Origin of the sequence: Streptomyces sp. NPDC058664, assembly GCF_042716635.1 — a bacterium.
Taxonomy (GTDB): Bacteria; Actinomycetota; Actinomycetes; order Streptomycetales; family Streptomycetaceae; genus Streptomyces.
This window is the reverse complement of the sequence record NZ_JBHXRW010000013.1, coordinates 30109-45163: the sequence shown is the minus strand read 5'-3', so window position 1 is coordinate 45163 and position 15055 is coordinate 30109. Positions and strand designations below refer to the sequence as shown.

The following is a 15055-nucleotide window of genomic DNA, read 5'->3' as shown; positions in this document are numbered from 1 at the left end:
TACGGCCGGACACACGCCCGGGGGCGTAGGTTGGAAACGGTCGCAACGAGGAGGAAACGACGTGGTCGACGCGGATCAGACCTTTGTCATCGTCGGAGGGGGCCTGGCCGGCGCCAAGGCGGCGGAGACCCTCCGCTCCGAGGGGTTCAACGGCCGGGTGATCCTCATCGGCGACGAGCGCGACCACCCCTACGAGCGCCCACCCCTCTCCAAGGGCTACCTCACGGGCGCCAAGGAACGCGACAGCGCCTTCGTCCACGAGGCCGCCTGGTACGCGGCGAACGACATCGAGCTGCACCTCGGGCAGCCCGTCACCGCCGTCGACCGCGAGGCCCGCACCGTCCGCCTCGGCGACAACACCGTCATCCGCTACGACAAGCTGCTCCTCGCCACCGGCTCCGAGCCGCGCCGCCTCGACGTCCCCGGCACCGAGCTCGCCGGCGTCCACCACCTGCGCCGGCTCGCCCACGCCGACCGGCTCCGCCAGGTCCTCGCCGGTCTCGGCCGGGACAACGGCCACCTGGTGATCGCGGGCGCCGGCTGGATCGGCCTCGAGGTCGCCGCCGCCGCCCGCGGCTACGGCGCCGAGGTCACCGTCGTCGAATCCGACCCCACCCCGCTCCACCGGGTCCTCGGCCCCGAGCTCGGCCAGCTCTTCGCCGACCTCCACACCGACCACGGCGTCCGCTTCCACTTCGGCGTCCGGCTCACCGAGATCGTCGGCCAGGACGGCATGGTCCTCGCCGTCCGCACCGACGACGGCGAGGAGCACCCGGCGCACGCCGTGCTCGCCGCGATCGGCGCCGCCCCCCGCACCGCCCTCGCGGAGAACTCCGGGCTCGCCCTCGTCGACCGCGCCGACGGCGGCGGCATCGCCGTCGACGAATCCCTTCGCACCTCCGACCCCGACATCTACGCCGCAGGTGACGTGGCCGCCGCCCACCACCCGCTCCTGCACACCCGGCTCCGCGTCGAGCACTGGGCCAACGCCCTCAACGGCGGCCCGGCCGCCGCCCGCGGCATGCTGGGGCAGCACGTCTCCTACGACCGCGTCCCCTACTTCTTCACCGACCAGTACGACCTGGGCATGGAGTACTCCGGCTGGGCGCCCCCCGGCTCGTACGACCAGGTCGTGGTCCGCGGCGACACCGGCAAGCGCGAGTTCATCGCCTTCTGGCTCAAGGAGGGCCGGGTCCTCGCGGGCATGAACGTGAATGTGTGGGACGTCACAGACCCGATCCAGAAGCTCATCCGGTCCCGTGCGGCCGTGGACCCCGAGGCCCTCGCCGACCCCTCCGTCCCCCTGGACGGTCTGATCTCCTAGGGTCCGCGTCCCCGTAGACTTCACGCGTGGCAGGCAGGATCAACGATGACGACGTGAAGGCGGTCCGGGACGCGGTCCCGATCGACGCCGTCGTGTCCGAGTACCTCCAGCTCCGCAACGCGGGCGGCGGAAACCTCAAAGGCCTCTGCCCCTTCCACGACGAGAAGTCGCCCTCCTTCCAGGTCAGCCCCAGCAAGGGTTTCTTCCACTGCTTCGGCTGCCAGGAAGGCGGCGACACCATCGCCTTCGTGATGAAGATCGACCACCTCTCCTTCTCGGAGACGGTCGAGCGCCTCGCCGCCAAGGCGGGCATCACCCTGCGGTACGAGGAAGGCGGCTACAACCCCGGCCACCAGCGCGGCGAACGCATCCGCCTGGTCGAGGCGCACAAGGTCGCCGCCCGGTTCTACGCCGACCAACTCGACTCCCCCGAGGCCGAGATCGGCCGGAAGTTCCTCGCCGAGCGCGGCTTCGACCAGTCCGCCGCCGCCCACTTCGGCGTCGGCTACTCCCCGGCCGGCTGGGACCACCTCACCCGCTACCTGCGCGGCCAGGGCTTCTCCGACAAGGAACTCGTCCTCTCCGGCCTCTCCCAGGACGGCCGCCGCGGCCCCATCGACCGCTTCCGCGGCCGCCTCATGTGGCCGATCAAGGACGTCGGCGGCGAGATCGTCGGCTTCGGTGCCCGCAAGCTCCGCGACGACGACAACGGGCCCAAGTACCTCAACACGCCCGAGACCCCGATCTACAAGAAGTCCCAGGTGCTCTACGGCATCGACCTGGCCAAGAAGGACATCGCCAAGGTCAGCCGGGCCGTCGTCGTCGAGGGCTACACCGACGTCATGGCCTGCCACCTCGCCGGGGTCACCACCGCCATCGCCACCTGCGGCACCGCCTTCGGCGGCGACCACATCAAGATCCTCCGCCGGCTCCTCATGGACAACGGCTCGGCCCGCGTCATCTTCACCTTCGACGGCGACGCCGCCGGCCAGAAGGCCGCCCTGCGCGCCTTCGAGGACGACCAGAAGTTCGCCGCCGAGACGTACATCGCCATCGCCCCCGACGGCATGGACCCGTGCGACCTGCGGCTCGCCAAGGGCGACGAGGCCGTCGCCGACCTCGTCCAGCCCCGCACCCCGCTCTTCGAGTTCGCCCTCCGCCAGATCGTGAAGCGGTACGACCTGGAGACCCCCGCGGGCCGGGCCGCCGCCCTCGACGAGGCCGCCCCCGTCGTCGCCCGCATCAAGAACATCGGCGCCCAGCACGAGGTCGCCGTCCAGCTCGCCGGCATGCTCGGCATCCTCGACACCCAGTTCGTCGTCAAGCGGGTCGCCCAGCTCGCCCGCTGGGCCCGCGACCGCGGCGGCAAGGGTCCCGCGCAGCAGCCCCCCCCGCGCGGCTACGACACCGCGGCGCCCACCGGGCCCGCCGGACCCGCGGGCCCCGCGCTCAACCTCCGCAGCCCCGCCCACCGCACCGAACGCGAACTCCTCAAACTCGCCCTCCAGCGCCCCGAACTGGTCTCCCCGGCCTTCGACGCGTACGGCACCGACGAGTTCACCGCCCCGCCGTACGCGGCCGTCCGGCAGTGCATCCAGGACGCGGGCGGCGCCACCGGCGCCCCTTCCGACTACCTCGACGCCGTCCGCGAGGCCGCGCCCAACGACACGGTCCGCGCCCTCGTCACCGAACTCTGCGTCGAGACGATCTTCGCCAAGACCGTCGACGAGGCCTACGCCGGCGACCAGCTCGTCACCGTCCGCCTCCGCGCCGTCGACCGCCGCATCCGCGAGGTCCAGGGCACCCTGGCCCGGCTCGGCCCGCAGGGCGACCCGGAACGGATCGCGGCCGTCCAGAACGAACTGTGGGTCCTCACCCAGTACGGGCAGTCCCTGAGGAACAACGGCGCCGCCGCGCTCTAACGGCTGGTAACCCCCCGGTCTCAAAAAGTCACCGCACGCCCCTCGTGGCGGCGATGTGTCGTACTCCACACTGGGTGACGGTGCCGTTCCGCCCCTCCTGGAGGTCGCCCGTCGTGCAGACCGAGATCCAGACCACCGAACCGGACGAGCAGGCCGAACTCCCCGAGGTCCCCGTCCAGCGCCGCCGTCCCGACCCCGGAGGCAACGGCCCCTCCTCCGACCTCTTCCGTCAGTACCTCCGCGAGATCGGCCGCATCCCGTTGCTCACCGCCGAGGAGGAGGTCGAACTGGCCCGTCGCGTCGAGGCCGGGCTCTTCGCCGAGGAGAAGCTCGCCACCGCCCCCGACCTCGACACCCGGCTCGCGGGCGACCTGGACCGGCTCGTCGTCCTCGGCCGCACCGCCAAGCGCAAGCTGATCGAGGCCAACCTCCGCCTCGTCGTCTCCGTCGCCAAGCGGTACGTGGGCCGCGGCCTCACCATGCTCGACCTCGTCCAGGAGGGGAACCTCGGCCTCATCAGGGCCGTCGAGAAGTTCGACTACGCGCGCGGCTACAAGTTCTCCACGTACGCCACCTGGTGGATCCGCCAGGCGATGTCCCGGGCCCTCGCCGACCAGGCCCGGACCATCCGCGTCCCCGTGCACGTCGTCGAACTCATCAACCGGGTCATCCGCGTCCAGCGCCGCATGCTCCAGGAACGCGGCTACGAACCCACCGCCGAGGAGGTCGCCGCCCAGCTGGACGTGGCCCCCGAGCGGATCGGCGAAGTGCTCCGCCTCGCCCAGGAACCGGTCTCCCTGCACGCCCCCGTCGGCGAGGAGGACGACGTCTCCCTCGGCGACCTCATCGAGGACGGCGACGCCGCCTCACCCGTCGAGTCCGCCGCCTTCCTGCTGCTCCGCCGCCACCTGGAGGACGTCCTCTCCACCCTCGGCGAACGCGAACGGAAGGTCGTCCAGCTCCGCTACGGCCTCGACGACGGCAGGCCCCGCACCCTGGAGGAGATAGGACAGCTCTTCGGCGTGACGCGCGAACGCATCCGCCAGATCGAGTCCAAGACCCTCTCCAAACTGCGGGACCACGCCTACGCGGACCAGCTGCGGGGGTATCTGGACTAGAACCCCAGCTCGCGGACGGTCAGGGACCAGGGGCCGTCGGCGATCAGGAGGAGCAGTGCGGGGCCCGGCGGGAGCGGGACCGTCTGCAGGATCCGGCCGCTCGTGTTCAGCGCCAGCGTGCGCCCCACGTGGGTCAGTGCCGTCTGGCCGGTGACCTCGTGGACCCACAGGGCGATGCTGCCGCCGCCGCCCGGGGAGCCCTTGAAGTCCACCCGGAGGTCGGCCGCTCCGCCCAGGTGGAGCAGGGCCTCGTCGCCGTACCCCACCATGGCCGGCTCCAGCCTGCGGGCCGCGGCGACGGGCTTCACCCGCGCGACCCAGTCGTTTTCGCCGATGAGCCGCAGGCGCAGTGGCCGGTCCTCGGGGGCCGGGGTGACCGTGCTGCCCCGGTAGTCCGGCACGGTGGTGTTGAAGAGGGAGCTCCCTTCCTTGTTCCGCTTGTCGAGCGGGACGACGGCGAAGTGCCCACCGCCCTGATGCGCGACCTCGAAGAGGACGGGACCGGCGGGGACGCGCGCGGGCGTGGTGATGACGTCGCTGCCGCGCCCCGTGACGGTGAACGGCTTGAAGACCGGGCCGAACTCCCAGCCCTCCAGGAGCCGGTACTCCCGCTCGGCCGGCGGGAAGACCGACGGGTCCGGTGCGACCGGCTCACCCACGGCGCCCGCCCCGCCCCGCGTTGCCTGAGGGGCTCCTGGGGTGGGCGGGGCGTGCATCGGTACCTTCACCACACCGGGCAGCGGGACGGGACCGTTGGCAGGAGCCGCGGCCGGGGGAGTGGCCGCCGCTTCCGCGACCGGCTTCTCCATCGCGCCGGGGAACGCCTTCTCCATCGGAGCCGCGACCGGCTCCTCCTCGGCGACCTCGACCCCGTACGCCGTGACGAGCTCCGCGAGCCCGGAGGCGTACCCCTTCCCGATCCCGGTGAACTTCCAGCCGCCCGACTCGCGGAAGAACTCACCGAACACGACGGCGTTCGCGTCGTCCGGATGCGCTATCAACCATGCGACGACCACCGCCCTGTCCGGGGCCATCGCCGCCAGCGAGCCGGTGGTCGCCGGACCGGCGATCACGATGCGCTCGACCTCCGGCTCCACCTCGTGCAGCGCGAGGACCAGCGACGTGTTCTTGTGCCGTACCGCGCCGGAAGGGTGGACGGGCTGCCCCGCGAAGACCATGTCCGCGTCTCCGCGGACCCGGCCGTCCGCACCGAGCAACAGCGCCGCCATGTCCGCGTTTCCGATGCCGACCAACAGGGTGACCGAAGGCACCCAGGAACTCTCGGTTGTGTGACCCATGCCGCACATCATGCGGCACGGGTCACATGCCGGATCAGTCGACCTCGGCGACCGCCTGCGCGAACTGCGCCGCGTACAGCCGGGCGTAGGCCCCGGCGGACTTCAACAGCTCCTCGTGCGTGCCCTGTTCGACGATCGAGCCGTTCTCCATCACCAGGATCACGTCCGCGTCGCGGATCGTGGAGAGCCGGTGCGCGATGACGAACGACGTGCGCCCGTGGGCCAGTCGGGCCATCGCCTTCTGGATGAGGACCTCGGTGCGGGTGTCGACCGAGCTGGTGGCCTCGTCGAGGACGAGGATCACCGGGTCGGACAGGAACGCCCGCGCGATGGTGATCAGCTGCTTCTCGCCCGCGCTGACCCCCGCCCCGTCGTCGTCGATGACCGTGTCGTACCCCTCGGGAAGGGTGCGGACGAACCGGTCGGCGTGCGCGGCCCGCGCCGCCTCCTCGATCTCCGCCCGGGTCACCGCGCGCGTCGCGCCGTACGCGATGTTGTCGGCGATGGTGCCGCCGAACAGCCAGGTGTCCTGGAGGACCATGCCGATCCCGGTCCGCAGCTCCTCCCGGGACATCTTCGCGATGTCCGCGCCGTCCAGGGTGATCCGGCCGCCCGTCACCTCGTAGAACCGCATGAGCAGGTTCACCAGGGTCGTCTTGCCGGCGCCCGTCGGGCCGACGATCGCGACCGTCTGCCCCGGCTCCACCGTGAGCGACAGGTCCTCGATGAGCGGCTTGTCGGCCTCGTAACGGAAGGAGACGCCCTCCAGGGCGACCTTGCCCTTGAGGTCCGGCCTGAGGTCCGCGGGCGTCCCGCTCGCGCTCTTCGGTGCGTCCGGCTCCTGCTCCTCGGCGTCGAGCAGCTCGAAGATCCGCTCGGCGGAGGCGACACCGGACTGCACCAGGTTCGCCATCGACGCGACCTGCGTCAGCGGCATCGAGAACTGCCGCGAGTACTGGATGAAGGCCTGCACGTCACCGATGGAGAGCGTGCCGCTCGCCACCCGGAGACCGCCGACGACGGCCACCAGGACGTAGTTGATGTTCGAGATGAAGAACATCACCGGCTGCATGACACCGCTGTTGAACTGCGCCTTGAAACCGGCCTCGTAGAGGGCCTCGTTCTGCTCGCGGAAGTCCGCGGCGGACTCCGCCTGCCGGCCGAAGACCTTCACCAGGGCGTGTCCGCTGTACATCTCCTCCACGTGCGCGTTGAGCGTGCCCGTGGACTTCCACTGCTGGACGAAGTGCGGCTGCGAGCGCTTGCCGATCCTCGCCGCGACGAACACCGAGACCGGCACCGTCACCAGCGCCACGAGCGCGAGCAGCGGCGAGATCCAGAACATCATCGCGAGCACGCCGACGATGGTCAGCAGCGAGTTGATCAGCTGGCCCATCGACTGCTGGAGCGTCTGCGAGATGTTGTCGATGTCGTTGGTCGCCCGCGACAGCACCTCGCCGCGCTTCGCCTTGTCGAAGTACGACAGGGGGAGCCGCGACAGCTTCGTCTGGACGTCCTCCCGCATCCGGTAGACCGTCCGGTTGATCACCTTGATCGACATGCGGGTGGAGACCAGCATGAGCAGGCCCGCCGCCACGTAGATGCCGAGGACCACGAGCAGCACCTCGCCGACGGCGGAGAAGTCGATCCCCTGCCCAGGCGTGAAGTCGACGCCGGTCAGCATGTCCGCCATGCCGGAGTCGCCCGCGGCGCGCAGCCCCGCGATGGCCTCCGCCTTCGTCCCGCCCTCGATCCGGTTCCCGATGACGCCGGCGAAGACGAGGTCGGTCGCCCTGCCGAGGATCTTCGGGCCTATGACGGAGGCCGCCACCGACAGCACACCGGCGATCAGCATCACCCAGAGCGCGCCGCGCTCGGGCGCCAGCTGCTTGAGCAGCCGCTTCCCCGAGCCCTTGAAGTCCATCGACCGCTGGTCGGGGCCGCCACCGGCCATCATGCGTCCGCCAGGACCGGCCATCAGGCTGCCTCCGCCTCGGTGAGCTGGGAGAGGACGATCTCCCGGTACGTCTCGTTGTCCGCCATCAGCTCCTGGTGCCGTCCTGTACCGACGACCCGGCCCTCGTCGAGGACGACGATCCGGTCGGCTTCCCGGATGGTGGAGACCCGCTGGGCGACGATCACGACGGTCGAGTCGGCCGTCTCCCGGGCGAGCGCGGCCCGGAGCAGGGCGTCCGTCTCGTAGTCGAGCGCGGAGAACGAGTCGTCGAACAGATAGATCTCCGGCCGCTGGACCAGCGTCCGCGCGATGGCGAGCCGCTGCCGCTGCCCGCCGGAGACGTTGGTGCCGCCCTGGGCGATGGGGGCGTTCAGCCCGTTCTCCAGGTTCCGTACGAAGTCGGCGGCCTGGGCGACCTCGAGGGCGTGCCAGAGTTCCTCGTCGGTGGCGTCGGGCCTGCCGTACCGGAGGTTGGTGGCGACGGTCCCGGAGAAGAGGTACGGCTTCTGCGGCACAAGTCCGACAGTCCTGGCCATCAGTTCGGGGTCGAGCCTCCTGACGTCGACGCCGTCGACGAGGACCTCGCCGCCGGTGGCGTCGAAGAGCCGGGGCACGAGCCCGAGCAGCGTCGACTTGCCACTGCCGGTCGAGCCGATGATCGCGGTGGTCTCACCGGGCCGGGCGACGAGCCCGACGTCCTTGAGCACCGACTCCTCCGCACCCGGGTAGCGGAAGACCGCGCCCTTGACCTCCAGATGCCCCCGCCGGTCCAGCGTCCGCACCGGCTCCGACGGCGGCACCACGCTCGACTCGGTCCCGAGGACCTCCTCGATGCGCTCCGCGCAGACCTCGGCCCGTGGCACCTGCATGAACATGAAGGTGGCCATCATGACCGCCATCACGATCTGCATCAGATAAGCGAGGAACGCGGTCAGCGCGCCGACCTGCATCCCGCCGCTGTCGATGCGGTGCGCGCCGAACCAGACGACGGCCACGCTGGAGACGTTCACGACGGTCATCACCGTCGGGAACATCAGCGCCATCAGACGGCCGGTGGCCATCGACACGTCGGTCAGGTCGGCGTTGGCGCCGCGGAACCGCTCCTCCTCGTACCCGTCCTTCACGAACGCCCGGATCACCCGGTTGCCGGTGATCTGCTCGCGCAGCACCCGGTTCACCGTGTCGAGCCGCTCCTGCATGGTCCGGAAGAGCGGCCGCATCCTCCGGACGATCAGCGAGACGGAGATCCCGAGGACCGGCACCACGGCGAGCAGCACGGCCGAGAGCGGCACGTCCTGGCCGAGGGCCATCACGATGCCGCCGACACACATGATGGGCGCGGAGACCATCAGGGTGAACGCCATCAGGACCAGCATCTGGATCTGCTGCACGTCATTGGTCGTACGGGTGATCAGCGAGGGCGCGCCGAAGTGCCCCAGCTCCCGGGCGGAGAACGACTGCACCCGGTCGAAGACCGCGCCGCGCACGTCCCGGCCCAGCGCCGAGGCCGTCCGCGCGCCGTAGAACACGGCGCCGATGTTGCAGACGACCTGGACGACGGAGACGCCGACCATCAGGGCGCCGAACCGCAGGATGTAGCCCGTGTCCCCCTCGACGACACCGTTGTCGATGATGTCCGCGTTCAGGGTGGGCAGATAGAGGCTCGCGCAGGTCTGCAGGAATTGCAGCAGCACGAGCAGGGCGATGGGTTTTCGGTAGGGCCCGAGATGGGTTCGGAGAAGTCTTATGAGCACGGCTCCTACTATCGCCCGCGCCCCCGAGACGTTACGACTCGTTTACGGGGCGCGGCGAGCCCTGGCGAAGACTTTACGAACCGAACGCGCCCGGATGGATCTGCTCCCGGGTCGCCACGTACTGCTGCCGGACCGACTGCCCGGCCGCCAGCTCCTCGCCCGGCTCCAGGATCTGCGCGGCGGCGCCCTGCCAGGCCGGGGGAGCGGACGGCGACAGCGTGCCCCGCGCCACCCCGAGGGCCCAGGCCGCCTGCCGGGCGGCACCGAGCGCCGCGTAGTCGGCCGGCTGGGGGACGACGACCTGCGCGCCGAACAGCGCGGGCGCGAGCGCCTGCACGGCCGGCAGCGCGGCCGCCGCGCCGAGCAGGAACACCCGCCGCACCTCGACGCCCCGGCCGCGCAGCACGTCCATGGCGTCGGTGAGCGCGCAGAGCATCCCCTCGAAGGCGGCCCGCGCCAGGTGCTCCGGCTTCATCGACTCGCGCCGCAGCCCGCTGAGCGTGCCCGCGGCGTGCGGCAGGCCCGGGGTCCGCTCGCCCTCCAGATAGGGCAGCAGGACGAGCCCGGAGGCGCCCGGGGTCGACTTCAGGGCGAGCGCGGACAGTTCGTCGAGGGATTCGGCGCCCAGCATCTCGGCGGTGCCGCGCAGCGCCCGTACCGCGTTCGATGTGTGGACGACGGGCAGGTGCATGCCGGTGGCGTCGGCGAAGGAGGTGATCATGCCGCCGGGGTCGGCGAGCGCCTCGTGGTGGACGGCCATCACGGAGCCGGAGGCGCCGAGCGAGACCACCGCGTCGCCGGGGCCGAGACCGAGACCGAGCGCGGCGGCCATCGTCTCGCCCGTGCCGGCGGAGATGAGCAGCCCCTCGGGCGTGGTGCCGGCCGCGTCGGAGGGACCGAGGACCTCGGGCAGCACGGCTTGGTGGCCGAGGGCCAGTTCGACCAGGTCGGGGCGGTACGTGCCGGTGCGGGCCGACCAGTAGCCGGTGCCGGAGGCGGCGCCGCGGTCGGTGGTGCGACGGGCGGGCCGGCCGAGGAGCTGCCAGACCAGCCAGTCGTGCGGCTGGAGGACCATCGCGATCCGCCGGGCGTGCTCGGGCTCGGTACGGGCGAGCCAGCGCAGCTTGGCGACCGGCTGCCCGGCGCCGGGCACGGAGCCGACGGCCTCGGCCCAGGCCTGTCGGCCGCCCAGCGACTCCACGAGATCGGCGGCGGCCACCTGGGCCCGCTTGTCGTTGCGGACGAGCGCGGGCCGCACGAGGCCGCCCTGCGCGTCGAGCGGTACGAGCCCGTGCTGCTGCGCGGACACGCCGATGGCCTGCACGCCCTCCAGGAGGCCGCCGGTCGCGGCCTCCCCGAGGGAGAGCAGCCAGGTCTGCGGGTCGACGTCGACGGCCTTGGGTTCGCCCGGGTGAGGGGCGTATCCCTGCCGCAGTACGGCACCCGTGTCCGTGTCACAGACGACGATGCGTGTGAACTCCGCTGAGCTGTCGAGTCCGGCGACTATCCCCATGACATGTGATTCTGCCGCACGTGAGGCGGTTCAGGTGTTGCTGGTGCCCCACTCGTCCTCCCCGACCTTCCCGTTGCCCATGCTCCGCTCGCGCAGCGCGTGGACCCGGTCGGTCACGGAGGGCGGCAGGCGGTCGCCCACCTTGTCGCCCACGACGTGCATGGCCTTGCCCGCGACCTGGCGCCCGGTCTGGGCGGCGGACTCGGCGGCGTTGCGCACGGCGGGGTTCTGGGCGAACCCCTGGGCGGACTTCTTCAACTTCTCGTAGCGCTCGCGTCCGGCACGCGTGCCGACCACGTAACCGAGGGCGAGTCCCATGGCGAACGTCAGCTTGTATCGCATGGCCACCACCTTCCCTGGAGAGCTTCTCTGATGCATCGCTGGTGCCCACGGCGATACCGATTGGCGGAGCACCCCCCTGCTTGCGCTAATGTATGTGTCGCAGCGAGCAACCGCCCGCCCGGAGCATCCGGAGTGGGTACGTTCGGTGCAACGCAGCAATCCCCTGTAGCTCAATTGGCAGAGCAGCCGGCTGTTAACCGGCAGGTTACTGGTTCGAGTCCAGTCGGGGGAGCGCGGTCCCCTGTAGCTCAATTGGCAGAGCATTCGGCTGTTAACCGGAGGGTTGCTGGTTCGAGTCCAGCCGGGGGAGCGAGACGGAAAAGGACCCTTCGGGGTCCTTTTTCGCGTCTCGGGGAACCACGCGGAGCGCGCCGCTGTCTTGATGGTCAGCAGAGCCGATCTTCCGGAGCAGGAGATCGTATGAGCGGCTATGCTGCGGCAGACGGCGCGCACACATGTACGCGCCTCACCGATCGGGGCGGTAGCTCAGCCGGTTAGAGCAGCGGACTCATAATCCGTCGGCCGTGGGTTCGAGTCCCACCCGCCCCACTGAAGAAAAACGTTCTGACCTGCGAAAACGCCCCTGGAGGGGTGTTTTCGCGCGTGGTGATCGCCTCGCATCGGTGTGGCGAAACGGGCGGTCCTGATCCGCCTCACCAGGCCCCGACCTTCTTGACCTGGGGTTTTAGGTGGAGCCTGGGTGTAGATCCACGACGATGATCCCACGGCGATCCCACGGCCCCTGCATGTGACACGCCGCACACCGTGCCGATTTTTTGCGTCCTTGTCGGCACTCTTCGCCTCATCGGTCAGTTGGGCGCTGCGGGTCGGCCCGGCGTCGCTTGCGGAGGTGGTCGCGATGGGGGGGCACAGGAGTCTCGTTGGTTTCCCTTGCTCCCGGCGCCTGGGCTTTGCTCTGAGGTGACGCAGGTGGGCGGGTAGGCCGGGACGATACGCAGGGCCTGTCGTTCGGGCACGCGGGCGTAGCTCTTCGGTGGCCTCACTGAAAGCGTCAGTAGGCCGCCAGGTAGACCCGCACGCGATTCTCAGTGACCTCGCCGATGTGGATCTCGATGCCCTGGATATGGCGCCGCCTTGAGTCGCCGACGCAGGGCGGACACGCACTTGTCGTCCGCACGCTCTTGAGCTCTTGCGGTGGGGTGAGCCCGAGGTGTTTGAACCCGTCTCCGCTCAGCGACGAGGAGGACGGGCTTTCCACGGCCAAGGGGTAGTCGGGGTGCAGGTCCTTGGTGATCGCCTCCGCGGCCTGCTCGCTCGTGACGAAGGACAGCAGGTAGACGTTCTCCTGTGGCTGGACCCGTACAGCCCCCTTTACCTCCGTTGCCCCCTGGGGGACCTGGATCTTCATGAATGCCGCCGACTCTTCGGCATCTGCTCCCTTCTTCCAGCTGGGGGAGGGAGCCGTGCGCGTGGCGTGGCCCGAGGGAGCGGACGTACAGCCGCCGAGTGTCAGCCCTGCGGCGAGAGTGGCGGCCGAGGCCAGCAGGAGGGCTCGCGCGGTGCGGCGGAGCTTCATCGGTTCTTCTCCTCGCCTCGGGACACGTCGCCCCGGGTGCCTTCGCGCCCCTGGTCCTCTGGAATGGTGGTCGGGGGTGTGGGGCTGTTGAGATCGTGGTGGTAGGTGGAGCTGCTGCCCTGCATGTCGAATTCCTGGGCGAACCCCACCTTGTGCAGCCGGCCCATGTCGCCGTCCGAGATATTGATGAGGCCGTCGGCGAAGGGTGTGGACTTGCCGGGGTCCCAGTTGTAGCGGTCCCAGACGTTGACCTGGTAGTCAAGTGAGACCTTGGGTGCGCCGCCGTGAGCGTCCGGGGTGACGGTGACGAACCCGGAGACGTTCTGCGCGTGGGCTCCCACCGCGTGGAACCACTCGTCGCTCTGCAGGTTTGTGTGCCTGGTCCTGCTCTCGACCGGGACGACCACGGTCCTGTCGCCTCCGGCCTCGTGGAACTCGTTCAGTGCCTGCCGCCGCCAGGCGTCCTGGTTCGTACCGACATGCTTGTTCTCGATCTTTGACCGGAAGTCGGAGTCGTCGGCCAGTATCCGGTCCACGTCGAGGTCGAGTGTTTCGCCTGTGCCCCGCAGGTAGTGCAGCATGTTGCGGGAGGCTCCGGTCTCTCCGATGGCGTCGCCGGCCGTCGCGATTGCCAGGGCTCGGGCGTGGAACCAAAGGTCCTCGGGGGCGGGCTCTTCCGCGTCGAACCGTCCGGAGCCGGGGTCGGCGGAATGCCACTGGTACCGCGGGTCCATGATTCCGGCGGATCGGAGTTCGTCGCCCTTCTCCTTCAGCAGGATGCCGCGGGTGACCGGGTCGAGGCTCTGCCACCAGGCGGGGATGTCCTTGCGGTCCTTGGGCATGTTGGCGGCCTTGCCGGCCTCCTCCAGGGACGGATAGGGGCTGTCCTGGGGGTTCCGGTTGAAGCCGTTGAAGGTGCCGTCTATGGGGTCGGAGTCGAAGACGGCGGCATCGAGGGCCACGCGGATGCCGTCGTCGGCGTCGGTGACCGCCTTGACCGCTTGGACGAGCTTTTCGGCCCACTCGTTCGCCTGGGTACGGGCGGTCTGCTGGAAGTCGGGGTCGTGAGCGAACACCGTACGTTCGGCCTGTGTGAGCTGTGCGGTGTCGAAGGCGACGGTGCCCTGGTCGGAGACGCGCATGCCCGCCTTGACGGCGTCGTCACGGATCGCCTTGACCCGGTTGCGCAGGTCGGTGAGCTGCGTGTGCGCGTCACGGAGGACGCCGGCGACGGCCTTCGCCTCCTTCTGCGCTCCCTGTAGCTCCTTCAGGGTGATGGTGAACCTGTCGTTGGCTGCCTGGGCGCTCAGGCCGATCCAGGACTCGCCGAGCGAGATGCCGTGGACGTCCTTCTCGTACCGCTCCTCCAGCGTCTTGAACCTGGTGGCCATTTCCTCCCACTTGCCCGCGGCAGTGGTGAGTCCGGACAGGTCCGTCGTCAGGACCTCGTGGTATGTCGGCATCTCCCCCCTCTCCTGGAACCAGTCGGCCGGTCAGATGCCGTTGATCCGCGACTGCCGAGCCAGGCGCGCGGTGGTGTCGAGTTCGTTGTTCTGGAAGCTGATGCCGGTCGCGCTCAGAGCCTGCTTCTCCGAGGCCAGGCGGCCGAGCAACATCCTGACCTGCTTCTCCCAGGTCTCCTGCGCCCTCTTCAGCGCGCTGGACGTGTCCCAGCCGTGGCCGTCCTTCGGTCCGAACTCCTTGACCGCCGCGTTCGTGCTCTCGGCGGCGTGCTTGCCGTCCCGGGTGACCCCCGGCTCCACGTCCTCGCCGATCGCCTTCGCCGCCGCCTTCTTGGCCGCCGGGCTGGAGGCCATGTCCGGCCTGCCGACGCCTCCGCCTCCCGCTCCTGGGGCAACCTGGTTCAGTCGCATCGACGCGGGCTGCTGGGCGGCCGTGCCCGCTTTGATCTGCTCCCATTCATCCCAAGCCATGAATCTCCCCCGCTGATAGCCCCTCAAGTAACTTACGGAACAGAATCGCGCACAGAAAGTTTGATCCGGCCGACGTTGATGGGGTGGCTGAATCACCCCCCAGCTACCGCACGCTTCCGAAGCGGTGCGGGTGGGAGTCCAGGGCCCGGGCGCCCCTCGCTCGCAGCGCTTCGCGCGGGGAGCGATCAGCCGAGCCCGGAGTATCCGGCCATGTGCGGACTGCGGTCACGGTACGGACGACCTGGAGAGCGGATCTGGCCACTTCGGGTGATCGCGTGGTCCGGATCCGGTTGGTCCTGCCCGGCGCCGACTTGTGACTGGTTAGGGTGATCACCTTCCCCGCACCACGGTGTAGT

At 70.1% G+C, this 15055-nt stretch carries 11 protein-coding genes and 3 tRNA genes; 6 read left to right on the top strand and 8 right to left on the bottom strand.

From position 1 onward, the window contains the following. Positions 1–61 precede the first annotated feature (61 nt). Genes ACFWUY_RS13270 through ACFWUY_RS13260 form a run of 3 tightly spaced genes read left to right on the top strand, consistent with a single transcriptional unit; the run spans position 62 to position 4364 of the window. Positions 62–1324, top strand: a complete 1263-nt coding sequence (locus ACFWUY_RS13270; protein ID WP_384106646.1) for an NAD(P)/FAD-dependent oxidoreductase — start codon at positions 62–64, stop codon at positions 1322–1324. Between the two features lie 26 nt (positions 1325–1350). Beyond that, on the top strand, positions 1351–3246 hold the full coding sequence (gene dnaG, locus ACFWUY_RS13265) for a DNA primase (RefSeq protein ID WP_384106644.1): 1896 nt from the start codon (positions 1351–1353) through the stop codon (positions 3244–3246). Continuing rightward, positions 3189–4364 (top strand): RNA polymerase sigma factor, encoded by a 1176-nt coding sequence (locus ACFWUY_RS13260; RefSeq protein WP_384106642.1) that lies wholly within the window; start codon positions 3189–3191, stop codon positions 4362–4364. The genes dnaG and ACFWUY_RS13260 overlap by 58 nt, the downstream gene beginning before the upstream one ends. Here ACFWUY_RS13260 and ACFWUY_RS13255 read toward each other — a convergent pair. The 5 genes from ACFWUY_RS13255 to ACFWUY_RS13235 all read right to left on the bottom strand — a co-directional run bounded on the left by ACFWUY_RS13255 (position 4361) and on the right by ACFWUY_RS13235 (position 11228). Beyond that, positions 4361–5662, bottom strand: coding sequence for a TerD family protein (locus tag ACFWUY_RS13255; RefSeq protein WP_384106639.1), 1302 nt, complete (start codon positions 5660–5662; stop codon positions 4361–4363). The genes ACFWUY_RS13260 and ACFWUY_RS13255 overlap by 4 nt on opposite strands. Before the next feature lie 34 nt (positions 5663–5696). Continuing rightward, positions 5697–7640 carry an ABC transporter ATP-binding protein gene (locus ACFWUY_RS13250; protein WP_384106637.1) on the bottom strand — a complete coding sequence of 648 codons (1944 nt, stop codon included), beginning with the start codon at positions 7638–7640 and terminating at the stop codon, positions 5697–5699. After that, positions 7640–9373 carry an ABC transporter ATP-binding protein gene (locus ACFWUY_RS13245; protein ID WP_384106633.1) on the bottom strand — a complete coding sequence of 578 codons (1734 nt, stop codon included), beginning with the start codon at positions 9371–9373 and terminating at the stop codon, positions 7640–7642. The genes ACFWUY_RS13250 and ACFWUY_RS13245 overlap by 1 nt, the downstream gene beginning before the upstream one ends. Positions 9374–9446: 73 nt before the next feature. Beyond that, positions 9447–10886 (bottom strand): FGGY family carbohydrate kinase, encoded by a 1440-nt coding sequence (locus ACFWUY_RS13240; protein ID WP_384106631.1) that lies wholly within the window; start codon positions 10884–10886, stop codon positions 9447–9449. 30 nt (positions 10887–10916) lie between these two features. Next, positions 10917–11228, bottom strand: coding sequence for a YtxH domain-containing protein (locus ACFWUY_RS13235; RefSeq protein ID WP_384106629.1), 312 nt, complete (start codon positions 11226–11228; stop codon positions 10917–10919). 159 nt (positions 11229–11387) lie between these two features. On the opposite strand from ACFWUY_RS13235, the gene ACFWUY_RS13230 reads away from it, so the two are divergent. The 3 genes from ACFWUY_RS13230 (at position 11388) to ACFWUY_RS13220 (ending at position 11777) form a co-directional block, all read left to right on the top strand. Continuing rightward, positions 11388–11460 (top strand) — tRNA-Asn (locus ACFWUY_RS13230). Positions 11461–11465: 5 nt separating this feature from the next. Next, a tRNA-Asn gene (locus tag ACFWUY_RS13225) sits at positions 11466–11538 on the top strand. Positions 11539–11703: 165 nt separating this feature from the next. Beyond that, a tRNA-Ile gene (locus tag ACFWUY_RS13220) sits at positions 11704–11777 on the top strand. A 463-nt stretch (positions 11778–12240) separates the two neighbouring features. Here the strand turns inward: ACFWUY_RS13220 and ACFWUY_RS13215 are convergent. From ACFWUY_RS13215 to ACFWUY_RS13205, 3 genes are read right to left on the bottom strand one after another with little or no spacing between them, the layout of a single operon-like run. Beyond that, entirely contained in the window at positions 12241–12765 is a 525-nt protein-coding gene (locus ACFWUY_RS13215) for a hypothetical protein (protein WP_150270512.1), read from the bottom strand. Further along, entirely contained in the window at positions 12762–14228 is a 1467-nt protein-coding gene (locus tag ACFWUY_RS13210) for a hypothetical protein (RefSeq protein ID WP_384106627.1), read from the bottom strand. The genes ACFWUY_RS13215 and ACFWUY_RS13210 overlap by 4 nt, the downstream gene beginning before the upstream one ends. A 30-nt stretch (positions 14229–14258) precedes the next feature. Further along, a complete protein-coding gene (locus tag ACFWUY_RS13205) occupies positions 14259–14699 on the bottom strand; it encodes a hypothetical protein (protein ID WP_384106625.1) in 441 nt (146 codons plus the stop codon). Positions 14700–15055 lie beyond the last annotated feature (356 nt).